Genomic DNA, 20,367 nt, shown 5'->3' with positions numbered 1-20,367 from the left:
CCCTGCGCTTTGGTGGGCGTAAGCTGACCGTTGGGCTCGCACCTTAAATGGGCCCGCTACTCCTCGCGTCCTCTTTTCTTCGCCTTATGCGTTCCTCTCTTTTTCGGTCGGTTCCGGTGGCAGCATTGTTTTTCCTTGGCGTGGCCTGCCAGCGCAATGTGGTTGTCACTACCCCAACGGACACTCCTGCCACGGGCAACACGGGCAGTGTCTCTACACCTGCCCCAACCTCCCAAAATACCACCACCCCGTGCCCGATGGCACCATGGTGCAGTTTGATACTACTGCCCGGCCCGGCTGGTTAGAAACCCGCATTCAAAACCTATCGACGGAGCCGCGGCAAAACCCGCCGGCTCGCATTATGCGCTACCGTTTCGAGGGGCAGGTGGTATATTATGAAACCCTAGGTGGCGGCGACCAGTATTCCAACCTCTACGACCAAAAAGGAAAAATAATCTGCCATCCGGAGGGCGGAATCACCGGCAAAGGCGACGGAAACTGCCGCTATTTTACCAAGCGCCGGACCGAAGAAAGATTGGTTTGGCAGGATTCGCGCTAACCAAGCAAGACGAAAAAAGCAATTCGTTGCGCTTCTTAGGCAACCGAACTGAGAAGTAGTTTCGCGAAGGTTCCGACTGATAGGCGCACAACTTCATTATCGAAGCGCTTTTCTCTCCTTACTTTTCAGGCAAAATTCAAAATCAACCTCATGATCAATACCAACGAAAAGCTGGGTGCCTATAATGTATGGGCCAATACTACTCTGCTTAACCACCTCGATAAGCTTGTAGCCGGTGGTGCTACGCTTCCAGCCGGAGGGCTCCGTATTTTCAGCCACGTACTCAATGCCCAAGCTATCTGGTTGGGCCGCCTCACGGCTACTCCTAGCCCTGTAAAAGTGTGGCAAGAGCATGACTTAGCCACCCTGCACCACTGGCACGAGCAAACTTCCGAACGGTTTCATCAGTACGTTACCAACGCTGATGAAGCGGAATTGCAGCGCTTGATTTCGTACACCAACTCTATTGGCGAAACCTACACCAGCCAAGTGTCCGACATCTTCACGCACGTACCCGTGCACGCCAATTACCACCGGGCCCAAGTAGCCAAGGAACTACGGGCCGCTGGTCTAGAGCCTATCAACACCGACTTTATTACGTACTGCCGCGAACTATCGGCCAAGGCGGCTATGGCCGACGCACCAAGTTTGTAAAACGCCTGAAGAAATAGAAGCTCATTTTGGCGGCAATTTTGGTCACCGAAATGAGCTTTTCTTTGTTATAGGGGCATCTATACTCGACTAACTTCAACCTACTCATGCCGAATCCACTAGTTGCCCCTGTTCTCACCGCAGAGCGCTTACAGGCGGGTCATACCTACAGTAGTTATCGCCAGCTAATCGATACGCTACTGGCTCAAAATCTAACCACTGGTCCTCAACAGTCCGACAAGCTCACGGAGTATACGCGCCTGAATGTGCAGCGCATGCAGCGCATCGACAAAATGGTGCGGGTGCAATCTGAATTGCAAGAAGCAGTAGCCAACCTACGCCAGAAGTATATTGGTTTAGTTATCACGGAAGGATGGTGCGGCGATGCAGCGCAGATTGTGCCGGTGATAGAGGCTGTAGCGCAAGCCAGTGCTGGCAAGCTCAGTACTCGCTACCTTCTCCGCGACGACAATCTTGACCTGATGGACCAGTATCTCACCAATGGTACGCGCTCTATTCCAAAGCTGGTTGTACTGCGCGCTGATACGCTTACAGAAGTAGCAAATTGGGGCCCGCGTCCGGCTCCAGCCCAAACGCTGCTACTAGATCTGAAAGCTCAAGGTGCCACTCATGAAGAATACGCCGAGAAAATACACGGTTGGTATGCCCAGAATAAAACTCAGGCTACGCAGCAAGAACTACTGGCACTGATACAGGGCTTAGAGTAATTGTACTACCACTGAAAATCGAAAAACCTCTTCCCTTAAGTAAGGGAGAGGTTTTTTCGCTTTCAAGCTCTAAGTTATTAGCCGTTCTTGAAGCCTGTAACCAAGAGGCAGATATAAGTAATGGATTGTATGAGATAATATATTTGGTAGTCAAGTATTTATAGGAGTAATAATAACTCAATAATTATAGGTACTGTTTAGTTAAGTGTGGTGAGTAAGAGGAGCTTATTGGGTCAGTGAGGTTGAGCCTAGATCAGTAACTTGATCATTCACAACACTGATGTTGGACTTCACCACGTTCTTGTAAGCAGGCTGACCAGTTGGAGCGGTAACCGTTGGGAAAAACTCGACGCGGTACGTGCCAGAAGGCAAGCCGCTTAATTGATAAGCGCCGGCTGCATCAGCTGCGGTGCTGAAAGTATCGGCAACCGTTACCGAGGAACGAATAGCCAATACTTGGGGCCGGGCCGCCGCGGGAGTGACGGTGCCACGTAGGCCAGCACGCAAGTCCTGCGCTACTACCCGAATAACTGGTTTCAGTAAATACCGCTCTTTTTTGTCGTTGCCTGGGCGCCAAGAGCCGCGCTCCACAATTGACTTGGCTACGTCGAAGTCAAGCAACAACTGGAATGTTGCGCGTTCCTGTACGGCTGCTTTTTCGAGTTTCAGCTTCACGCCTGAGCTTTGTCCGCTTGGCGTTTTCAGATCGTAACGCTGACCGTCCTTGCCTATAACATAGCTGTCGGGACCAAGTATCAGGCGAATCTCCTTTAGGTCGCCGGGCTCGAAATCGGTATCTACCAGCAGTGCCGAGCGGCCGTTCACATACTCAAGCACATTGATAGTTTGGGCCTGAAAAGGAAGGAGTTTCCAGCCATCAGGGTTAGTTTCTTCTTTAAGATGTACTTCTATCTTTTGCACAGCTAGAAATACGCTTTGGAAGTCGCCAGGAGCGTCCATCAGCTTTACTTGCAGCTTTGAAGAACTGGATTCTTCGTCTTTGCTGCAGCTAGTGAAGGCTACCGCTGTTGTCAATAATGCTAATGGAAGGAGAGTACCAAACCTCATACACTGATACCAGATAGAGTAAGTAACAAAAGAGAACGGAGCAGTTCGATGCGCTTTGCAGTCGAACTACTCCGTTACTCGCAACAAGCGTGCCGAACACGCTCAAATCCTCAAAAAAAAGTTCTATTGACTTGATTTTGTACTATCGGGTGTTTCAGTTGGTTTTGGCGCATCTTGAGGAGCGGGCTTCGACTTGGGTCTACCAAAAATTAGGTTATTCAGGCCCTGCTTTGCTTTCGACTCGAGCTCCAGCCGTTTCTTTTCAACTTCCTGTTGCGCCTTAGCTTGCAATTCTTGCTGCTTGCGCTGCACTTCGCGTTGGAGGCTGTCTTGGGCAACCTTGGCTTTAGCCTGTAATTGAAGCTTTGCCCCGTCAACCTTAGCTTGTACAATATTGCCTACTAGGTCTTTGGCTTGCGCCTTCACGCTGCCAGTAGCGAGTTTGACTTGTGGGTTGGCGACCGTACCACCGATATTGAGGCCGAGGGTTACTCGTTCGGTGCCTTGCAGGTTTTGCACACCGGTTAGGCGCGTGAGCTGGCTGTTGAGTTGGTTGCCAAGCTTGCCAGTCGGTACGTTTAGTGCCGTTACGTACTCCAAGCCGCCGCTCCCAATGTTGTTGGATCCGCCCACCGTCAACTTGATTTGCCCCACCGTCAAATCGAACGGTTTCACAATGAAGTTACCGTTGATGATTTCGGCGGCTACGTCCTTGTTGTTTACGGCGAAGCTTTTCAACTCCTGAAACTGCGTGAGGCTACTGATTTTGTTGATGACCGGCGAGCCACTAACAGCCGCCCGAACTACCTCGAATATGCCTTTGCCGGTGAGCGTGCTGTAGTTGGGCATCATGTCGGGGCCTAGTTCGCCACTCACGTTGAAGTTGGTGGAGAAGATGCCTTCCAGATTATCGGCCAGAGGCACCATGGCGCGCACCGAATTAAAGGTGTTGAAGGCGTTCTGGAAGTCTAGGTTCTTGATGTTGAGCCCGAAGTTGAACTTGGGATGCGCTAGGTTTTTGCTGCTGTACGAGCCGTTGGTGCCAAACGTACCCCGAGTGTGTTGAAGGTGAGGCCCTGCAAGGTGGCCGTTTCGTCGCGCACGCCCACTGTACCTTTTACATTGTCCAGCTTCAGGTTGTCGTAGATAACCTGTCCCACATTGGTGTTCAGTGTCAGGTCAAACTCCTTCGGGATTTGTAGCACACCGTCCGCCTTCGTAGCAGTGGCAGAAGCTTTGGTAGCCGCCGTGGCGCCGGTAGTGGGCTTCGCGCTTACTTCGTCCACCATCCACTCGTTCATGTTGAAACGCTGCGAGTTTACCGTGAGGTTGCCACGCAGGGGCTGGCCTGGCACAAACAGATACCCATGTAGTTGGAAATGGTACCCGAAGCCGCAATGTCCGACGAGCCTACGAAACCACTCATGTTCTGAAGTGTAATCTGGTTGTTGTTGAAAGTAGCCGTGGCCTTGGTCACTTTCATGCCTTGCGGCAGGTCGGCGCTTTTATAGGTGATGTTCTGTGCGTTCACCGTGCCCGAGGCTACTACCGTCTGGTAACGGCCCGCCTCGATGTCGGCCATGTTGCCTTTGGCGGCCACGTTGCCGTTGAGGCGGCCAGTTACGGTCATGCCTTCGAGCGGGAAAATCTTGGTGAGCTTGGTCAAATCAACTACGCCTTTCACATCGGCATCGAAGCGCAGCTTGTCAACGCCTTGGGTGGCCACGCGGCCTTCCAGCGGCTCGCCTTCCAGCAGCATTCGGAAATTGGAAATATCAACCCGCGTGTCGTTCAACTGCCCGGTGGGGTTAAGCACGGTGCCTGTCACCACAAGATTCTCGATAGGCGCCGGGAACTGCTTGGATTTCACGTAGCCATTTGTCAGGTTCATTTTGGCCTGTACCACCGGCATCTGCGTGCTGGAATAGGTGCCTTTGGCCGTCCCGTCCACGAATAGCTTGCCGCGCAAGGCCAGGTCCTGCACCGGATACACCTTCATCATTTCCGCCAAGTCCACATTGGCTTTCACGCGGCCATCCACCTTCATCGGTTCCAGCCCATCAATAGCCACGTTGCCATCAATTGGGTTGGCGCCAAGGTCTAGGTGAAACTGCTTAACGTTCACCTTTACGTTGTTGGTGAAGCCCGACGGGTTGTCCACCACCATGTTTACGTTGATGTTCTTGGCCGCTTGCGGCAACTGCGGATAGTGGAACGTACCATTATTAATTTGCAGGTTCACACCGTAGCCAGGCATCTTCACGTCGTTCTGTACGCCTTTGAAGTAGCCATCAAAAGCTACTTTACCACCGGCTTCCACATCCTTGAACTGCGCTGTATACACGCCTGGCACCAAGCTCAGAATGTTCTTGAAGTCAGTTTCTAGTGCCTTAAAAGTTAGGTCATAGGTGATGTCCGTAGCATTGGGTAGTCCGATCGAGCCTTGGAAGGTGGCCGGGAAATCGTTGAGCTGCACCTTGTTGTCTTTGAAGGTGAACAGCATCTTACCCAGGTCCATGGCCATGGTTACATCGGCCGCCAGCTTCTTTTTGCTCACGTATTCCGTGCCATCGTAAGTCATCGAGAATTGGTCGGCGGTGGTTTCACTCACCAAATCGAAGATGTTGCTGGCGAAGTCGCCGGAGCCGGTATGGTTGAGGCCCCGCAACTCCATGCTAAAAGGCAAGGTGCGGTCTTCGTAGCGGACGTGGCCATCGGTTACTTCCCACTTGCTGATGGCTAGGTTCAGGGCCGTAGTATCCTGCCCCTTGGCCGCGGCCGCCGAGTCCGACAACATCACGTCCCAGTTGGCTTTGCCACTCTTTAGCACCTTCGCGCTGATGTCGGGCCGATCAAGCACGATGCTCTTGATTTTGATTTGGTCGCCGCTCACCACGCTCATCAGATCCAATCCTACCCGGAACGAAGGCAAATACGCCAGCGTGTCACGCGCAAACGAATCTTGCCCAATCACGCGCAGCTCGTCAATGCCCAATGCCAAGTCAGGGAAGCTGCTAAATAAGCTTAAGCTAACATTGTTAGGGTCGTACTGTACCTTTGCATCTACTCGCTCAGCTAGTTGCTTGTCGAGGGCTTGCTTGATTTTGTCTTTGAAGAGGATGGGCGTAAGGGCGATACCCGCCACTAGCACGACCAGAAAAATCAGCAATCCAATCCAGAATTTACGCATATATAATGTGCTTGAAGGCTTTGTTGTGAAGACTTGGTGCCGTTTCGGAAAAGCTGTACAATCCTATCGTACAACGAAGTACACTACTCCCTTATGGTGCAGCTCAAGGCAATGGTCAAGGCTTAAAATCAAGAAGATCATTTGCCTAAACAACCTAAGTGCCAAGTACGAGGTACCAGGCCTTGGTAAACGTACAAAAGTAGCAGCCCCTATCTTGTCTGCCCGGGGCGCTGGGCCAGAAAACGGGCTCACTCATCGATTTGTGGTTGAGATTTTCACCTAATGCGTAAGGAATTCAGCAATTTAGTTTCTGCAAACAAGTCCGGCGACGCACTATGCGCCGCCGGTCGTGCGTTTATTACACTGATGAAGGGGCAAATCGGACGGAGACTTACAAAGAAGCGCAAGCTGCGACAGCCATTGCTGGCCGGAGCTATGGCCCTGGCATTGCCAGCCGCCGCGCAAGATTTGTATTTTGCCCAACCCTATGCCACGCGTCTAAACCAGAATCCTGCCTACGCTGGCTTGCTCGACGACGCCAGCGTAACGCTCAGCTACCGCAACCAGTTTCCTACACTGGCTGGCACCTTTCAAACCAGCCAGCTCGCCGCTGATTATCGATTTAAAGATCAGCGCAACGCCGTGGGCTTGCTCATCAACCATGACCGCACCGGTGGCCTTGGCTATACCCGCGTGGAAGTAGGGGGTATTTATGCCTACCACACTCGCCTTACCAAAGACCTAGCCTTCAGCGGCGGCGTGCGTGCGAGTTACGGCAACCAGCGCATCAGCTACGACAACCTCGTTTTCGGTGATCAGCTTGCCGAAGATGGCTCGACCAGCATGCCCACCCGCGAAGTTGTTGACTTCACGCCTGTCAATTATGCTAGTGTGGGAGTTGGCTTGCTGCTGTATAGTGAGCGGTTTTGGGTGTCGGCAGCAGGCCAGCACTTAAACCAGCCCGACTTAGGCTTTCGTGCACAAGCCAAGCTACCGTTGCGCCTCGAGTTAAGCACAGGTTACAAGCACTATTTTGTGCGAAGCACCGAAAAGCAGCAATACCGCGAAATCAGCTTGACGCCCACGGTACACTATGTGCGGCAAGGCGGTTCTGAGCGGGCTGAAGCTGGACTTTATGGTACTATTACGCCTCTCACATTTGGAGCCGTATATCGTGGCGTACCGTTGCCTGGCGCGCCTCGCCCGCAGCAAATCCTAACTGCTATTGCCGGCCTTAGCCTCGGTAGTTTTCGGGTCGGATATGCTTATGATATCGGCCTGAGCGCATTAAGTGCAGAATTAGGTGGCGCACACGAAATTTCTTTGGCCCTTCGTGCGTTTGATTCGCTCGATGCAGCATGGCGCCGGTTAAAACGTCGGAATTACCCGGTCGCGCCTTGTCCCGCATTTTGATTTTTTGTATTATTGCAGCAGCTTACCTTGTCCAACGTCTTTTCTAACGGGTAGTTTTAAACTTAATCATGAATTTTTCCAAGTACCTGCGTTTTGCGGTTGTAGGAGCCTGCGCCCTGGCTGCCTGTAAGGGTGGCCCGCCCACCGCTACTAAACCCGGTAAGTACAGCTCTACTACGGGCATCGAGTACAATACCGAAGAAGGCATGAAGGTTGCCGATTATCAGGGCATTCCCGAAGGCCCAGGCCTCGTCTTCATCGAAGGTGGCCGCACTGTGCTGGGTTCGCAGGAAGAAGACGTAACGATGACGCACGACAACATCGAGCGTACCGTTACTATTGCTTCTTTCTACATGGACGAAGCCGAGGTAGCCAACATTCACTGGCTGGAGTATTTGCACTTCGTGCGCAAAGACTCGTCCGAAGAGTTTTATCAGTCGGCTTTGCCCGACACCACGGTATGGGCTCGCGAGCTGTCGTTCAACGACCCTTACGTAGATTATTACTTGCGTTACCCTGGCTTCCGCTATTTCCCAGTGGTAGGGGTAAGCTGGCTACAAGCCAACGACTACTGCACATGGCGTACGTCGAAGGTGAACGAGACGCTTGCTGGCAACGCTGATGGCGGTGGCGGCGGTGGCGGCTTGTTCAAAAAGAAGAAAAAAGGAGCTGCCGCTGCTGAAGGGGCTACAGAAGATGCAGGCGGTGCTGCTATTGCCATCGAGAACGGCAATACCTTGCCAAACTACCGTCTGCCCACCGAGGCTGAATGGGAGTATGCTGCGCAAGCTCTCGTTGGTACGCAGGAAACTGGCAACGAAAACCAAGAGAACAAGCGCATCTACCCGTGGGATGGCCGCCAGGTACGGAACCCATATGGTGGCAAGATGGGTCAGTTCTTAGCTAACTTCAAGCGTGGCCGCGGTGACTATGCTGGTATTGCTGGCGCTTTGAATGACGGTGCTATGATTACCGAATACGTTTACGCTTATCCGCCGAACGATTACGGTCTGTACAACATGGCCGGCAACGTAAACGAATGGGTGCAGGACATCTACCGTCCGCTGTCGTTTGAAGATGTGGAAGACTTGAACCCCTTCCGTCGGAACGGTTTCCTCGACCCAGCTGAGAAGTACGACAAGAAAGGCTACCAGTCACTCATCGACGACCACGTGCGCGTGTACAAAGGTGGCTCTTGGCGCGACGTAGCCTATTGGCTCTCGCCTGGTACTCGCCGCTTCATGGGCGAAGACTCTGCTACGGCAACTATCGGTTTCCGCTGCGCCATGATCAACGCTGGTTCCAACAAGTAATTACAGAACCCTTCAGCGAAACAAGAAAGGCTTGCCATACGGCAAGCCTTTCTTGTTTTAGAGCGGTACAAGTTAATAGACTTAGCGCCTGTTTATCGGTCGGCGCACGCAATGGTGGCGATACTGACTTCGGTAGCTCCAGCAGCCAGCAGAACAGACGCACATGCTTCGAGTGTAGCGCCGGTGGTTAGCACATCATCGACCACTAAGACGTGTTTGCCTTGGATCATGGCTGGATCAGTAACTTCAAAGACGTTAGCCACATTCTCCCACCGCTCAAGTCGATTTTTGCGCGTTTGCGAATCGGTATGTTCGATGCGGCGTAGGCCTGCGGCGTGCCAGGGGGTGCGTAAGCTTTCAGCCATGCCTTCGGCAAATGGGTCGGACTGGTTGTAGCCACGTTTGGCTAGTTTGCTAGGATGCAGCGGTACGGGTACTATCAAGTCAAACTGAAAATTTTGCTGCGCTAGCTCGTGCCCGTACCAACGGCCCAGCACTTGACCTACGTCGCGCTGCCCTCGGTATTTGAGCTGGTGCAACAAGTGCTGTACCCGGCCCCGACGGAGGAAGCGCAGGTAGCTGAGCGTGTGGCATATGGGTGTGCGCCCCAGAAACGACGGCTCAGCGGATTCGCTTCCACTGACAGCAAATGATAATCTGTGTAAGGCAATTGCATGCGGCAACTGGTACATAGGTGCTCTTCGCCTCGTCTCAATGCTTGCTCGCATGCTAAGCATACTTGCGGAAATATCAGGCCAACAAAGTCAGACAGAAAGCTAGGTATCATGACGTGGTGGTTTTAAGACGAGACAGGCTATAACTGTCAGCGAAAGGGCTGCACCACGCTAGCACTATGCCGCCCAAAGCCAACCAATAGCTCAAAGGCAGCGCTACATACGAAACGGGAACCGCCGAAAGCGTTAGCAAAAGACCAGTCCCCCAAACTATATGACCTTTAATGGTCCGCACGGGCTGCGTTGGCGGCGGCACGTACGCCGCTTCCGACCACAGTACCCGCAGCCGTCGGTATTCAGAAAGCAAGAGAGCTACGTTCATTGAAAGTAGTACCGACACCACATAAGGCGTGCCTGCCCATTGCAGCGAAATTGTGACGAACAGAATGTTAGCTAACATAGGCACTAGGAATACCGCACCTAGCAACCAGAACCGACGCGTAATCAGTAAGAAGCCGGTTACTATTTGGCTAGCTGCAACAAAGGCAACATAGAGCCCAAGCTGAAAGGGTTGCAATTTCTCGGCTAGCCATACAGGGCCAATCCAGCCCCAAAATTGGTGCTGGTAATAGAGCTTGGCCATGCCAGAGGTGAAGAAAGTAAGGCCTAGAAATAAAGCCAGCGCTGTGCGCCAAAACCGAACAAAGCGCATAGTAAACAATAAAATAAAAGGGATAGAGTGTTGGTAAAGTAGCTTCAGAATATGGGTAATACAAGTAGCCGGATCATTTGTGCCTACTTTCGTGTTTCTTTCATTCCAGACTTTCTAGTGTGTTTTCTATATGTCTCAAGTAACTGAATTCAACGAGTACCGCCAGCGCATGAACGAGAAGATCATGGCAGCTGATAACAAGGTTATTAAGCGGTTTTTCAACCTCGATACCAACACGTACCAAGCGGGTGCGCTAGACGTGAAAACCAAGGAAATGCTGGGCCTAGCGTGTAGCATGGTACTGCGCTGCGACGACTGCATCAAGTACCATCTTGGTAAGTGCTACGAGGAAAAGCTAACCGACGAGGAAATCTACGAGGTGTTTGCCATAGCCAACCTCATTGGGGGCAGCATCGTGATTCCGCATTTTCGGCGCGCCGTGGAGTATTGGGAAATCTTGAAAGAAGAAGCCACGACGCCTGCTCCGCTGCACAGCCACGACGCATGAGCTACCTAGATCCACAGGAAACGGAGGCCGAATTTGAGGCCCGTTGGTGGCAACTAATGAACGAGATGCGGGAGCGTTTCGGTAAAAAGCCCGACCTGAATGCTCTGCTGCTGCTCATCGGTGTGCAAGAGCTTGGCCAGGGTGCTGGTCCTTTCACGAAAGAGCAGAAGCAAGACCTGATGCATATTGCTACCTGTAAGCTCTTTAGCCTGTCGGGGCATTACGAGTTAGAGCGGATTGACGAGGAGGGCTGGCCTCATTACCGCCTAGTACAACCTGTGCCATTTGCAAGCTTGAAAGAGCAGGAGCGGATGCTGAAATGGCACATGCTAGAGTATTTTGATGCAGATAATTAAAGCGGTGTAAGGTTAGGAAGGTGATGGTTGGTCTATTGCACTAATGGTGACGGGCCAGCAATTATCTTCCTAATAATCGTCAGAAGATCAAATGAATATCGTTAGTTACAACGTCAATGGCTTTCGCTCAGCACTGAGCAAGGGGCTGCTGGAGTGGGTACGCGAGGCGCAGCCCGACGTATTATGCCTACAGGAAATAAAAGCCGGTCGGGAAGAGCTCGACATTTCGGGTTTTACGGCGCTAGGTTACCATGCCTATCTGCACCCGGCCACTAAGCCCGGTTATAGCGGTGTGGCTACTTTCACTAAGCAATTGCCTAAGCACGTAGAAACAGGTTGCGGCACCGACCTTTACGATACAGAAGGCCGCGTGCTGCGGTTGGATTACGACGATTTTTCGGTGCTGAATGTGTACATGCCCTCCGGTACTAGTGGCGCAGAGCGGCAGGCCTTCAAGGTGGAGTGGCTGCACTTCTTCCGCAAGTATGTAAGTCAACTACGGGCCGAGGGGCGACGGCTCATTATTGGTGGGGACTATAATTGCTGCCAAACGCCCATTGACTTGCACAATCCCAAAGCCAACCAAAATAGCCCGGGGTACACGCCAGAAGAACGGCAGTGGTTCAAAGATTTCCTGGCTGATGGCTATACTGATTCTTTCCGCCACCACCACGGCGATGCGCCTGGCCACTACTCGTGGTGGAGCTACCGAGCGGGCTCACGGAAACGCAACGTGGGCTGGCGCCTCGACCACCTATTAGTTGATAAAGAGCTAGAGTCACGCATTCAGGAAGCCGGTTTGCTACCCGACGTAGTTCACTCCGACCATTGCCCGGCTTATCTTACCATCTAGCTGAATGCGAAGCTGTTAAGACTGTAGGATCATCTCTGCTACTTCCCGACCCGAGGCCATGGCGGCATTTAGGGAAGGGTAAGAAGTGTAGTCGCCGCAGCGGTAAAGGGTATTAGTTAGCTTCAGATCCTGGTGTTGCGCTTGGCCGTTTGCATAGACAGGCAAAGCATGAGGTAAATGGTAAGTGCGCAAGTGCTTCCACTGTGCCACTTCGTCGCCAAACCAGACCATCAACTCAGCGTGTAATAAAGCCACCAGGGTGGTTTCGGGTAAGTGATGCTCACCGTGAGTGCTAACCGATACGAGGGTGCGTCCGGGCGGAGCGTAGTCTGGCGAGACATCGGAGGGGAAGGACACATTGTGCGCCATTTGGCCATGTGCTGCATTCAGGCGCAACAACTTATCCTGCCTACCAGGCGATGCCGGAGCCGAAAAGTAAGTGCAAGTAGTACGACGCCAAGCGGTAGCGTGCAGCTGAGGCAAGTGCGGTAACAGGCGGGCCGTGGTATCGCCGTTGGTAGCCACCACAACGGTAGCAGCGGTTAGCGTTTCGCCACCGCGTAAGTGCACTTTATTGCCTTCTACTGACTCGACAGGGGTGTTGAGGCGGACCGTTCCAGCCGGGAGACGGTTGGCCAATTGCTCGGGAATCTGCTGCATGCCGAGAGCGGGCACCGCGGCTTCACCTATCACAAACTGCTGAAACACGAACTCAAAAAAGTTGCTAGCCGTGGTCAGCGTACGATCTAGAAACACCCCGCCGAAGAAAGGCCGGAAAAATGTGTCAATGATTTGTTCGCTCCACCCGTAGCGCCGCAGAAAAGTGAGCGTGTCTGTGGACGGATGCGCCAGTAGTTCTTCGGCGCTGTGGCTACGCACGTGCTGCACCAAGCTAAGAATACGCAGCTTGTCGGTCAGCGTGCCAATGGGCGACGTAAGAGCCGGGAAAGCGGCGAGAGGTTGCTGTAGCGGATTGCGCAGGGTGGTTTCGCGGCCATCAGGCATCCGAATGACGGCGCCAGAGCGAAAAGCCTTGAGGTTGAGGGCTCCGTAATCAATCATGCGCTGCACTTCGGGGTACTTGGTCAGGAGCACCTGAAAGCCATAGTCGAGGCGGAAGCCTTCGGATGTGACGTCGGTGCGCACGCGGCCCCTACGGCTTCGGCGGCTTCGAGCACCACTACCGGGCAGCCCGCGCGATGCAGGTAGTTGGCGCAGGTAAGGCCAGCCATGCCGGCCCCCACAATAACGATGGGCAACTGTGCGGAAACAGGAACATTCATATTCTCCCGAAACTGTAAAATTTGCTTTAAGGTTAGGCTTGTGCGCGGAAACAAGCCTATTTGCCTGAGGGGCAAGGGGTTCCTATGCTATACTTTTCAGCTGCCCGGTACTGCTCCCAATCAGCTACACTGAAGCGCGACTGGTCCCGGTAAGCATACATTTGGTCGACGAGCACGCCATTTCGGAAGTTTCCTTTCACAAAGTTTTCCCGCGCCACCAAGTGTTCATCGTCTATCCGGCGAAGTTGCCAGCGCCCGTCAGGTATGCCACCCACAACGGTGCCAGACAACTGCATTCCATCCTCCTGCCGATACCACGTGCCGTTGCCGTCCTTAACCAATTGCTGGCCTGCTTCATCCCAAAATTGCTGCACCAACGGGTCTAAGCCATTGCGAAAACTAAGCACCTGCCGTTTCCTTCCCGACGGATACCAATAGCCCCAGTCTCCAACTTGCTGACCTTTGCGATAATTGCCACGGGCTGCCAACTCGCCCGTATCGTGATATACTTCGAACAGGCCTTCCATAAGGCCCTCACGATAAGCACCCTGCAGTAAAAGCTGATTGTTGCTAAGCTTGTAGTCGCGCACGTAGCCCCAGAAGTGGCCCGCGCTGTCCAAGCGAATGTGGCGGCGGATAGCAGCACAACCCGGCGGGGTAAGCACGTAATCAACAGAATAATAGAAGACTACACTGTCTCTGCCCACTATCCGGTAGCAGTCATCTAGCTTAGCTTTTTCCTCCTTCTGAAGAGGCTTCTGTGCCCACGCATTGTTGTTCACAAATGACAAGATCACAAGCAGCATCAGCCACAAGTGCCTAAAAGATAGTAGCATAGAGTATACAGGGCATAGTTTATAGGGAATATTCTAGAAAAGCGGCTTGCGCGGCTTCATCATCTTGCGGGTTTTCATGGTGTAAAACTCGGCTACCCCGGCACGCTGAAGCGTTACTTGCCAGACGCCCATTGCTTGGCCTAAACGGTAGCCAGTAGCTTGGTCTTGTGGGTACTCTTTCTTAATAAGAGCGTAGTCAGTGGCTGAAATATCTTTGCCGATTTCACCGTGGCAGCGCAAACACAACGCATCATCAAGAGTTATCGGGCGCTTGTAGGTGAAAGCGTCCCCGTTGAGGCGAGCAACGCGGCGAGTGGTATCGGGCTGTAGGTCAGCTAAGGCCAGGGAAGCTTGGTTGGCAGGGTTGCGTGGGCGGGCGCTTCGGCGCTGTGCTATGGCTTGCATTATCCTTTCCAGCGTATCGACGGAGGCAAACGTTTCGGGGCGGCAGTAGGGAAGGGCGGCAGCTACGCCACCGGCTTGCAGCTTTTCAGTGAGGACACGCTTTAGCTCCCGGTCGGCGTGGCGCGTGAGCGAGTCGCCGGCCCAGCGGGTGGCGCGGAGCAGGTCTACGGGAAGAATGCGCTTTACTGCCATGTTCTCCAGGGTAGTCGCGATTTTCTTACCGTCTTTGATGTGCTCGATTTGGTCGGGACGACAAGCAACTAGCAGTTCAGACAGCAGCAAGAACCCAAGGAGGGAGCGAAAAAGATGGGCCATAGCGAAACAACAAATCAACGCAACAAAGAGACGACAACCGCCGCACTTCCCCAACTACCCGCTACCCTGCGTTCAGGTTTTGTGAACACCTGTTAGGCCAGCATCCTGCCGACCTTTTTAGTGGCCGCAGGATGCTAGCCCCAGCAATGTTATTGCAGCAAAAACTCTTGTAGCGCCTTATACTCAGGTTCGAGTAGTACACTCTTTTTTGCCCGGGTCAGGAGGCCGCGCACTGCCGTGGGTACAGGCACCTCTGCGCCAATAACAGGCTCCACCACTTCCGGAAATTTTACCGGGTGCGCCGTTTCCAGAAAAATGCCGTGTTCAGTTGGATGTTCGCTCAGGTAGTCTTCCAAGGCCCGAAGCGCCACGGCGCCGTGTGGATCGAGCAAGTAGCCGGTTTCCTGGTGTACCCGCTTGATGGTGGCTGTAGTTTCCGCGTCGGAAACGATGGCACCGCTAACCATTCGGCTTACATCGGCGTGGCGCTGTTCGAATAGCTCCAGGATGCGCCCAAAGTTGCTCGGGTTGCCTACGTCCATGGCATTGGAAAGCGTAACGACAGCAGGACGGGCCTCGAAAACGCCGGTGCGGAGGTAGTCGGCTACGGCTGAGTTGGCATTGCAGGCCGCCACAAAGTGCCCGATGGGCAAGCCCGAGGCGTGCGCCATGAGCCCGGCGCAAATGTTGCCGAAGTTGCCGCTCGGTACTGCCACCACCGGTGGGGTTTCGTGTGCCCACTGTTGCAGAGCGTAGCAATAGTAGAACTGTTGCGGCAACCAGCGGGCCACGTTGATGGAGTTAGCAGAAGTGAGTTGCCGATGCTCGGTTACGCGCGGGTCGAGGAAAGCTTGCTTTACCAGCCGCTGGCAGTCGTCGAAGTTGCCGCGCACTTCCAGGGCCGTGATGTTCTGGCCTAGCGTGGTCAGCTGCAATTCCTGCAACGGACTGACCTTGCCCGATGGATACAGAATTACCACCTCGACCCCTTCAACACCCAAGAAACCGTCGGCGACGGCCCCGCCCGTGTCGCCGGAAGTCGCTACCAATACCGTAACCGGCGCCGTTTGCTGCCGTGAGAAGTAGCCCAAGCAGCGGCTCATGAACCGTGCACCCACGTCTTTGAACGCCAACGTCGGACCATGAAACAGTTCCAGCGCTGCTATCTGACTAGTCACGGGCACCAACGGAAACTCGAAGTCCACTGTCTCGGCGCAGATGCCGCGCAGTACCTCTTCCGGAATTGTGTCGCCGACATAGGGCTGGATGACTTCAAACGCCACCTCAGCCCGCGACATAGTGCGGAAGTTCCGCAACAGTTCTGGAGAGAACTTCGGAATCCGTTCCGGAAAGTATAGCCCGCCATCCGGCGCCTGTCCGGCGATGGTAGCGGCTTGAAAATCAACGGTAGGAGCTTGCTGTTTGAGGCTATAGTAGCGCATAAGATTACGTGTGCGGCCAGTTGCGGCCCTTCTGATGAATGGTGCAGTGTAGCGGGAAGAGAAACTTAGCGCTACAGCTCAAATCGTACTCCGGTGGAATTGATGGTGCTGACGTGGATGTGGAAGTCTACTCCTAGCTGCTCATATACTGCTCGCATAGCACTGGCTACCGCCTGCGCCGTCGCTTCGTTTTCACTCAGCATGAAGATGGATGGGCCAGAACCCGAGATACCCCCGCCCAGTGCACCGGCTTCTAAACTGCGCGCCTTCACGGCAGCAAAGCCCGGAATCAGAATGCTACGTACTGGCTCCACAATCACGTCTTCCAGCGAGCGGCCAATAAGCTGGTAATCTGACTTCAACAAGCCCGCCACCAGTCCGGCCACGTTGGCCCACTGCCGGATGGCAGATTTTAGCGGCACTTGCTGTTTCAGAATCTGGCGGGCATCGGCGGTGCGCACTTCTATCTGCGGGTGCACTACCGTCACGTGCAGCGGCGGCGCCGACAAAGGCACAATATCCAGCGGTTCGGCCGAACGGATAAGCGTGACGCCGCCGTAGATAGCCGGGGCAATATTGTCGGCATGCTGCGCGCCGGATGCTACCTCTTCCCCGAACATGGCAAAGCGTACCAGTTCCTCTTTAGAGAAGATGTTGCCTAGCAACAGATTGGCTCCCACTACGGCACCCGCCGCGCTGGCCGCGCTGCTACCAATACCGCTGCCCGGCAGAATGGCTTTGTTGATGCGCATCTCGAAGCCCGTACCGGCCGGGGCGGCCCGTAGCAACGCTAGCAGTGCCGCCCCCGCCACGTTGCGTGCAGGCTCGGTAGGCAGGTCGAAGTCGTCCTCATGCGTAATCACAACTCCCGGCTGTTCAGTCAGGCGCAGATGCATGGTGTCGCAAGGGGCTTCCAGCGCAAAGCCCAGCACGTCAAACCCGCAGACTACATTGGCCACGGTAGCCGGTGAATACAGCGTCAGAAAGTTGGAAGTAGGCATAAGTGGAAAATGTAGCCCGAAGCTTATGCCTCGCTGCTAGTAGTTGCGGAGATGAGGAGATGAATAGTAGCCTTTGTAAAGTTGTTGGCTAAGTCAGTGTACAGCTTCTTATTGATCGTCTATCATGTTTGGTCTGTCGTCCGTTTGTCCAAGCATTACACATGCTGACTCCGTAATACTATCGTCCTGCTGAGCGCAGCCGAAGCATCTCGCTCGAATCGTTGAATTAGCACCACAACGTCAGCACGCGAGATGCTTCGACTCCGCTCAGCATGACCGTTCGTAGGGCAACGTCAGACGCCAGAGTACATATGATAAACGAACCGATTAGACTGTACACTTCCTAAGCGCATTACGCCCGAGCGGCACGGATTACATCGGCGAAAACACCGGAGGCCGTGACATCGGCGCCGGCGCCCGCACCTTTCACTACTAAAGGTTGCTCGGGGTAGCGGTTGGTGAAGAAGAGCACAGCATTGTCTTTGCCCTGCAACACGTAGAAATCATGACCTGGTGCTACGCCTTGCAGCCCGACGCTAGCTTTGCCGTTGGCGTAGCGCGCCACGAATTTGAGGCGTTGACCTTGAGCGGCGGCCGCATCATAGAGGCTGCGGAAGTGGGATTCGTGCACGGCCAATTGCTTGTAGAAAGCTTCCACGTCGCCTTCCAGACAAGAGGCGGGCAGGAAGGATTCGTTGTGAATGTCACTTAGCTCCATTTCCTGACCAGCTTCCCGCGCCAAAATTAGGATTTTGCGGGCTACGTCGGTGCCACTCAAGTCCAGGCGTGGATCGGGTTCGGTGTAGCCTTCGGCTTGGGCTTGGCGCACCACGTCGGCGAAGGGCACGGTGCCATCGTAGTGGTTGAACACAAAATTGAGCGTGCCCGAGAGTACGGCCTCAATGCGGTGTACCTCGTCGCCGCTGCGCAATAGGTCGTTGAGCGAACCGATGACGGGTAGGCCGGCCCCCACGTTGGTTTCAAACAGAAATTCGGCATTGAACTCGCGTGCCAATGATTTCAAGCGGGCATAATTCACGTATTCCGACGAGCAGGCCACCTTGTTGCAGGCTACCACGGCCATACTTTTCTCGAGCAACGAGGCATAGGTTTTTGCTACGTCGGCGCTGGCCGTCACGTCCACAAACACCGTGTTGCGTAGATTGCGAGCGTGCAGCTGCTCGACCAATTCCGTTAAATTCAGCGGTTGTCCTTGCTCTAGCGCCGTTTGCCAGTCGTTCAGCTCGATGCCACCGTCTTCTGTCAGTACGAAGCGTTGGCTGTTGGCTAGGCCCACTACGCGCAAATTAAGGCGCAGCTTTTCGCGCAGCCACTGCTGTTGCCGAGCCATTTGTTCGAGCAGTTTCTTGCCCACGTTGCCCACTCCCGCTACAAAGATGTTCACCTGCTTGGTGGTCTCCTCGAAGAACTCCTCGTGCAGCACGTTGATGGCCTTGCGCACGTCGGCGGTCCGAATCACGGCGGATATATTTCGCTCCGACGAGCCCTGCGCAATGGCCCGGATGTTCACGCCGTTCTGGCCGAGCGCCCCAAACATTCGCCCACTGATGCCCGGGTGGTTGCGCATCTGCTCACCCACCAATGCCACAATAGCTAGGTCCATCTCACAACGCAGTGGCGCTACTTTGCCGGCGGCTATTTCAACACTGAATTCCTCGTCAACGGCGGCTTGCGCCGAGCCAGCATCGGCGGCCCGCACGGCCACGCAGATCGAGTGCTCCGACGAGCTTTGGGTGATGAGAATTACGTTGATGCGCAACAGTGCCAGCGCCCCAAACAACCGCCGCGAGAAGCCCGGAATGCCTACCATGCCGCTGCCTTCCAGGTTTAGCAACGCTAGCTGCCCGATGCTCGAAAGGCCCCGCACCACGTCGCGGTTGGCCGGCGGATTTATTTCTACTAGTGTACCTTCATCTTCCGGCGCGAAGGTATTCTTGATCCAGAGTGGGATTCCCTGACTCATGACCGGCTGAATAGTAGGCGGATACAGCACCTTGGCCCCGAAGTGCGACAACTCCATGGCTTCTTGATACGAGATGCGCGGAATCGGGCGGGCCAGCGTCACGAGACGAGGGTCGGCGGTCATCATCCCGCTTACATCGGTCCAGATTTCCAACCGCTCCGCCGCCAAAGCTCCCGCGAAGATGGCCGCCGTATAGTCGGAGCCACCGCGGCCGAGGGTGGTGGTAGTGCCTTGCGCATCGCTCCCGATAAAGCCCGGCACCACGTACACCGAACTTGGCTGCGCGGCCACAAACTCCTGAATCTGCTGATTGGTAACGGCCGTATCCACCGCCGCAAAGCCGTAATGCGAGTTGGTGCGGATCAGTTGCCGGCTGTCTTGCCAAATGTGGGCCACGCCGTGTGCTTTCAAGCAAGCCGCCAGCAGCCGCGACGACAGCAATTCCCCGAAGCTCACCAGCCGGTCTAGCGTCCGGTTCGACAACTCACCCAACGAATATATCCCGTCGCACACACTGTCTAGCTCGTTGCAGTAGGTTTTCACCAAGCTCAACACGGCGCTTTGATCGGGAATGGGAAGCAAGCCGCGCACGGCTTCTAAATGGCGCTCTTCCAAGTACTTGAGTCGGGCGCGGTATTCGTCGGAACCGGTGGCAGCTAGGCGGCCGGCTTCAATCAGCGCGTCGGTGGTGCCCCCGAGGGCCGATACCACTACCACGGTGGGAGCTTGCCGGGCAGCCGTTTCCACGAGCTGCGCCACACGTTGGAGGTTGGGGGCCGTAGCCACCGACGAACCACCGAATTTCAGAACCTGCATGAGCATAAAGAGATGTGAGGACACGAAAAAGCCCGTCGGATCCGGCTTGGCTTCTGGTTAGGAAGCGGCCGGCGACGGGCTGCGAAACATCAAAGCAAGGAGAGGTAGCGCAGCCCGTCTAGCGGGTTGTAATACCTGTAATAATGCCGGTGCCGGTCGTCAAACAGACGCCGGTGGGAGCGGAAATAAGGAAAGTTGAAAAAGAAAGTGAGGCCATGCGTGCGTACTTCTGGCCGTAAAGTAGGCATTTTCTGATAAGC

General features: G+C 54.4%; 21 protein-coding genes and 2 pseudogenes. 9 read left to right on the top strand and 14 right to left on the bottom strand.

What is annotated here, in order from left to right; all coding sequences use genetic code 11:
* Positions 1–86: 86 nt before the first annotated feature.
* The 4 genes from MUN86_RS22490 (at position 87) to MUN86_RS22475 (ending at position 1,938) form a co-directional block, all read left to right on the top strand.
* Positions 87–305 (top strand): hypothetical protein, encoded by a 219-nt coding sequence (locus tag MUN86_RS22490; protein WP_245120202.1) that lies wholly within the window; start codon positions 87–89, stop codon positions 303–305.
* Positions 251–559: a DUF6970 domain-containing protein gene (locus tag MUN86_RS22485; RefSeq protein ID WP_245120201.1), complete on the top strand. Its 309-nt coding sequence runs from the start codon at positions 251–253 to the stop codon at positions 557–559. The genes MUN86_RS22490 and MUN86_RS22485 overlap by 55 nt, the downstream gene beginning before the upstream one ends.
* Before the next feature lie 150 nt (positions 560–709).
* Positions 710–1,213, top strand: coding sequence for a DinB family protein (locus MUN86_RS22480; RefSeq protein ID WP_245120200.1), 504 nt, complete (start codon positions 710–712; stop codon positions 1,211–1,213).
* 104 nt (positions 1,214–1,317) lie between these two features.
* Entirely contained in the window at positions 1,318–1,938 is a 621-nt protein-coding gene (locus tag MUN86_RS22475; RefSeq protein ID WP_245120199.1) for a thioredoxin family protein, read from the top strand.
* Between the two features lie 225 nt (positions 1,939–2,163).
* Here the strand turns inward: MUN86_RS22475 and MUN86_RS22470 are convergent, their stop codons facing one another.
* From MUN86_RS22470 to MUN86_RS22455, 4 genes are all read right to left on the bottom strand, one after another.
* Positions 2,164–2,973 carry a DUF4382 domain-containing protein gene (locus MUN86_RS22470; protein ID WP_245120198.1) on the bottom strand — a complete coding sequence of 270 codons (810 nt, stop codon included), beginning with the start codon at positions 2,971–2,973 and terminating at the stop codon, positions 2,164–2,166.
* Between the two features lie 156 nt (positions 2,974–3,129).
* Positions 3,130–3,933, bottom strand: coding sequence for a hypothetical protein (locus MUN86_RS22465; RefSeq protein WP_441319115.1), 804 nt, complete (start codon positions 3,931–3,933; stop codon positions 3,130–3,132).
* An 83-nt stretch (positions 3,934–4,016) separates the two neighbouring features.
* Entirely contained in the window at positions 4,017–4,361 is a 345-nt protein-coding gene (locus MUN86_RS22460; RefSeq protein ID WP_245120197.1) for a hypothetical protein, read from the bottom strand.
* Positions 4,325–6,196 (bottom strand): AsmA family protein, encoded by a 1,872-nt coding sequence (locus MUN86_RS22455; RefSeq protein ID WP_245120196.1) that lies wholly within the window; start codon positions 6,194–6,196, stop codon positions 4,325–4,327. Before MUN86_RS22455 ends, MUN86_RS22460 begins: the two co-directional genes overlap by 37 nt.
* Before the next feature lie 366 nt (positions 6,197–6,562).
* Between MUN86_RS22455 and MUN86_RS22450 the strand changes: the two genes are divergently transcribed.
* Together MUN86_RS22450 and gldJ are read left to right on the top strand one after the other, a co-directional pair.
* The gene (locus MUN86_RS22450; RefSeq protein WP_245120195.1) at positions 6,563–7,609 is read left to right on the top strand and encodes a PorP/SprF family type IX secretion system membrane protein; all 1,047 of its coding nucleotides are present in this window, start codon (positions 6,563–6,565) and stop codon (positions 7,607–7,609) included.
* A 68-nt stretch (positions 7,610–7,677) separates the two neighbouring features.
* On the top strand, positions 7,678–8,922 hold the full coding sequence (gldJ, locus tag MUN86_RS22445; protein WP_245120194.1) for a gliding motility lipoprotein GldJ: 1,245 nt from the start codon (positions 7,678–7,680) through the stop codon (positions 8,920–8,922).
* 92 nt (positions 8,923–9,014) lie between these two features.
* Here the strand turns inward: gldJ and MUN86_RS22440 are convergent, their stop codons facing one another.
* The 3 genes and pseudogenes from MUN86_RS22440 to MUN86_RS22435 form a co-directional block, all read right to left on the bottom strand.
* The gene (locus MUN86_RS22440; RefSeq protein ID WP_245120193.1) at positions 9,015–9,614 is read right to left on the bottom strand and encodes a ComF family protein; all 600 of its coding nucleotides are present in this window, start codon (positions 9,612–9,614) and stop codon (positions 9,015–9,017) included.
* 14 nt (positions 9,615–9,628) lie between these two features.
* A pseudogene (locus tag MUN86_RS32490) lies at positions 9,629–9,709 on the bottom strand (ComF family protein); the annotation flags it as partial.
* Complete coding sequence (locus MUN86_RS22435) at positions 9,706–10,308, bottom strand: hypothetical protein (protein ID WP_245120192.1); 603 nt, start codon at positions 10,306–10,308, stop codon at positions 9,706–9,708. The gene MUN86_RS22435 and the pseudogene MUN86_RS32490, both read right to left, overlap by 4 nt.
* Positions 10,309–10,438: 130 nt before the next feature.
* On the opposite strand from MUN86_RS22435, the gene MUN86_RS22430 reads away from it, so the two are divergent.
* The 3 genes from MUN86_RS22430 to MUN86_RS22420 all read left to right on the top strand — a co-directional run bounded on the left by MUN86_RS22430 (position 10,439) and on the right by MUN86_RS22420 (position 12,025).
* Positions 10,439–10,816: a carboxymuconolactone decarboxylase family protein gene (locus tag MUN86_RS22430; RefSeq protein ID WP_243798438.1), complete on the top strand. Its 378-nt coding sequence runs from the start codon at positions 10,439–10,441 to the stop codon at positions 10,814–10,816.
* Positions 10,813–11,172: a hypothetical protein gene (locus tag MUN86_RS22425; RefSeq protein ID WP_245120191.1), complete on the top strand. Its 360-nt coding sequence runs from the start codon at positions 10,813–10,815 to the stop codon at positions 11,170–11,172. Before MUN86_RS22430 ends, MUN86_RS22425 begins: the two co-directional genes overlap by 4 nt.
* A gap of 91 nt (positions 11,173–11,263) precedes the next feature.
* Positions 11,264–12,025, top strand: a complete 762-nt coding sequence (locus MUN86_RS22420; RefSeq protein WP_245120190.1) for an exodeoxyribonuclease III — start codon at positions 11,264–11,266, stop codon at positions 12,023–12,025.
* 15 nt (positions 12,026–12,040) lie between these two features.
* Here MUN86_RS22420 and MUN86_RS22415 read toward each other — a convergent pair.
* The 7 genes and pseudogenes from MUN86_RS22415 to MUN86_RS22385 form a co-directional block, all read right to left on the bottom strand.
* A pseudogene (locus MUN86_RS22415) lies at positions 12,041–13,257 on the bottom strand (protoporphyrinogen/coproporphyrinogen oxidase).
* Between the two features lie 107 nt (positions 13,258–13,364).
* Entirely contained in the window at positions 13,365–14,114 is a 750-nt protein-coding gene (locus tag MUN86_RS22410; protein ID WP_245120189.1) for a toxin-antitoxin system YwqK family antitoxin, read from the bottom strand.
* A 63-nt stretch (positions 14,115–14,177) separates the two neighbouring features.
* Entirely contained in the window at positions 14,178–14,864 is a 687-nt protein-coding gene (locus MUN86_RS22405) for a c-type heme family protein (RefSeq protein ID WP_245120188.1), read from the bottom strand.
* A 149-nt stretch (positions 14,865–15,013) separates the two neighbouring features.
* Complete coding sequence (gene thrC, locus MUN86_RS22400; protein ID WP_245120187.1) at positions 15,014–16,306, bottom strand: threonine synthase; 1,293 nt, start codon at positions 16,304–16,306, stop codon at positions 15,014–15,016.
* A gap of 71 nt (positions 16,307–16,377) precedes the next feature.
* Complete coding sequence (locus MUN86_RS22395) at positions 16,378–17,307, bottom strand: homoserine kinase (RefSeq protein WP_245120186.1); 930 nt, start codon at positions 17,305–17,307, stop codon at positions 16,378–16,380.
* A gap of 352 nt (positions 17,308–17,659) precedes the next feature.
* Positions 17,660–20,107: a bifunctional aspartate kinase/homoserine dehydrogenase I gene (gene thrA, locus MUN86_RS22390; RefSeq protein WP_245120185.1), complete on the bottom strand. Its 2,448-nt coding sequence runs from the start codon at positions 20,105–20,107 to the stop codon at positions 17,660–17,662.
* A gap of 89 nt (positions 20,108–20,196) precedes the next feature.
* The gene (locus MUN86_RS22385) at positions 20,197–20,355 is read right to left on the bottom strand and encodes a hypothetical protein (RefSeq protein WP_245120184.1); all 159 of its coding nucleotides are present in this window, start codon (positions 20,353–20,355) and stop codon (positions 20,197–20,199) included.
* Positions 20,356–20,367: the final 12 nt, after the last annotated feature.

The sequence above is a fragment of the Hymenobacter volaticus genome (assembly GCF_022921055.1).
In the GTDB taxonomy this organism is placed as follows: Bacteria; Bacteroidota; Bacteroidia; order Cytophagales; family Hymenobacteraceae; genus Hymenobacter; species Hymenobacter volaticus.
The sequence above is the reverse complement of the archived record's forward strand: the minus strand, read 5'-3'. Positions and strand labels throughout refer to the sequence as shown.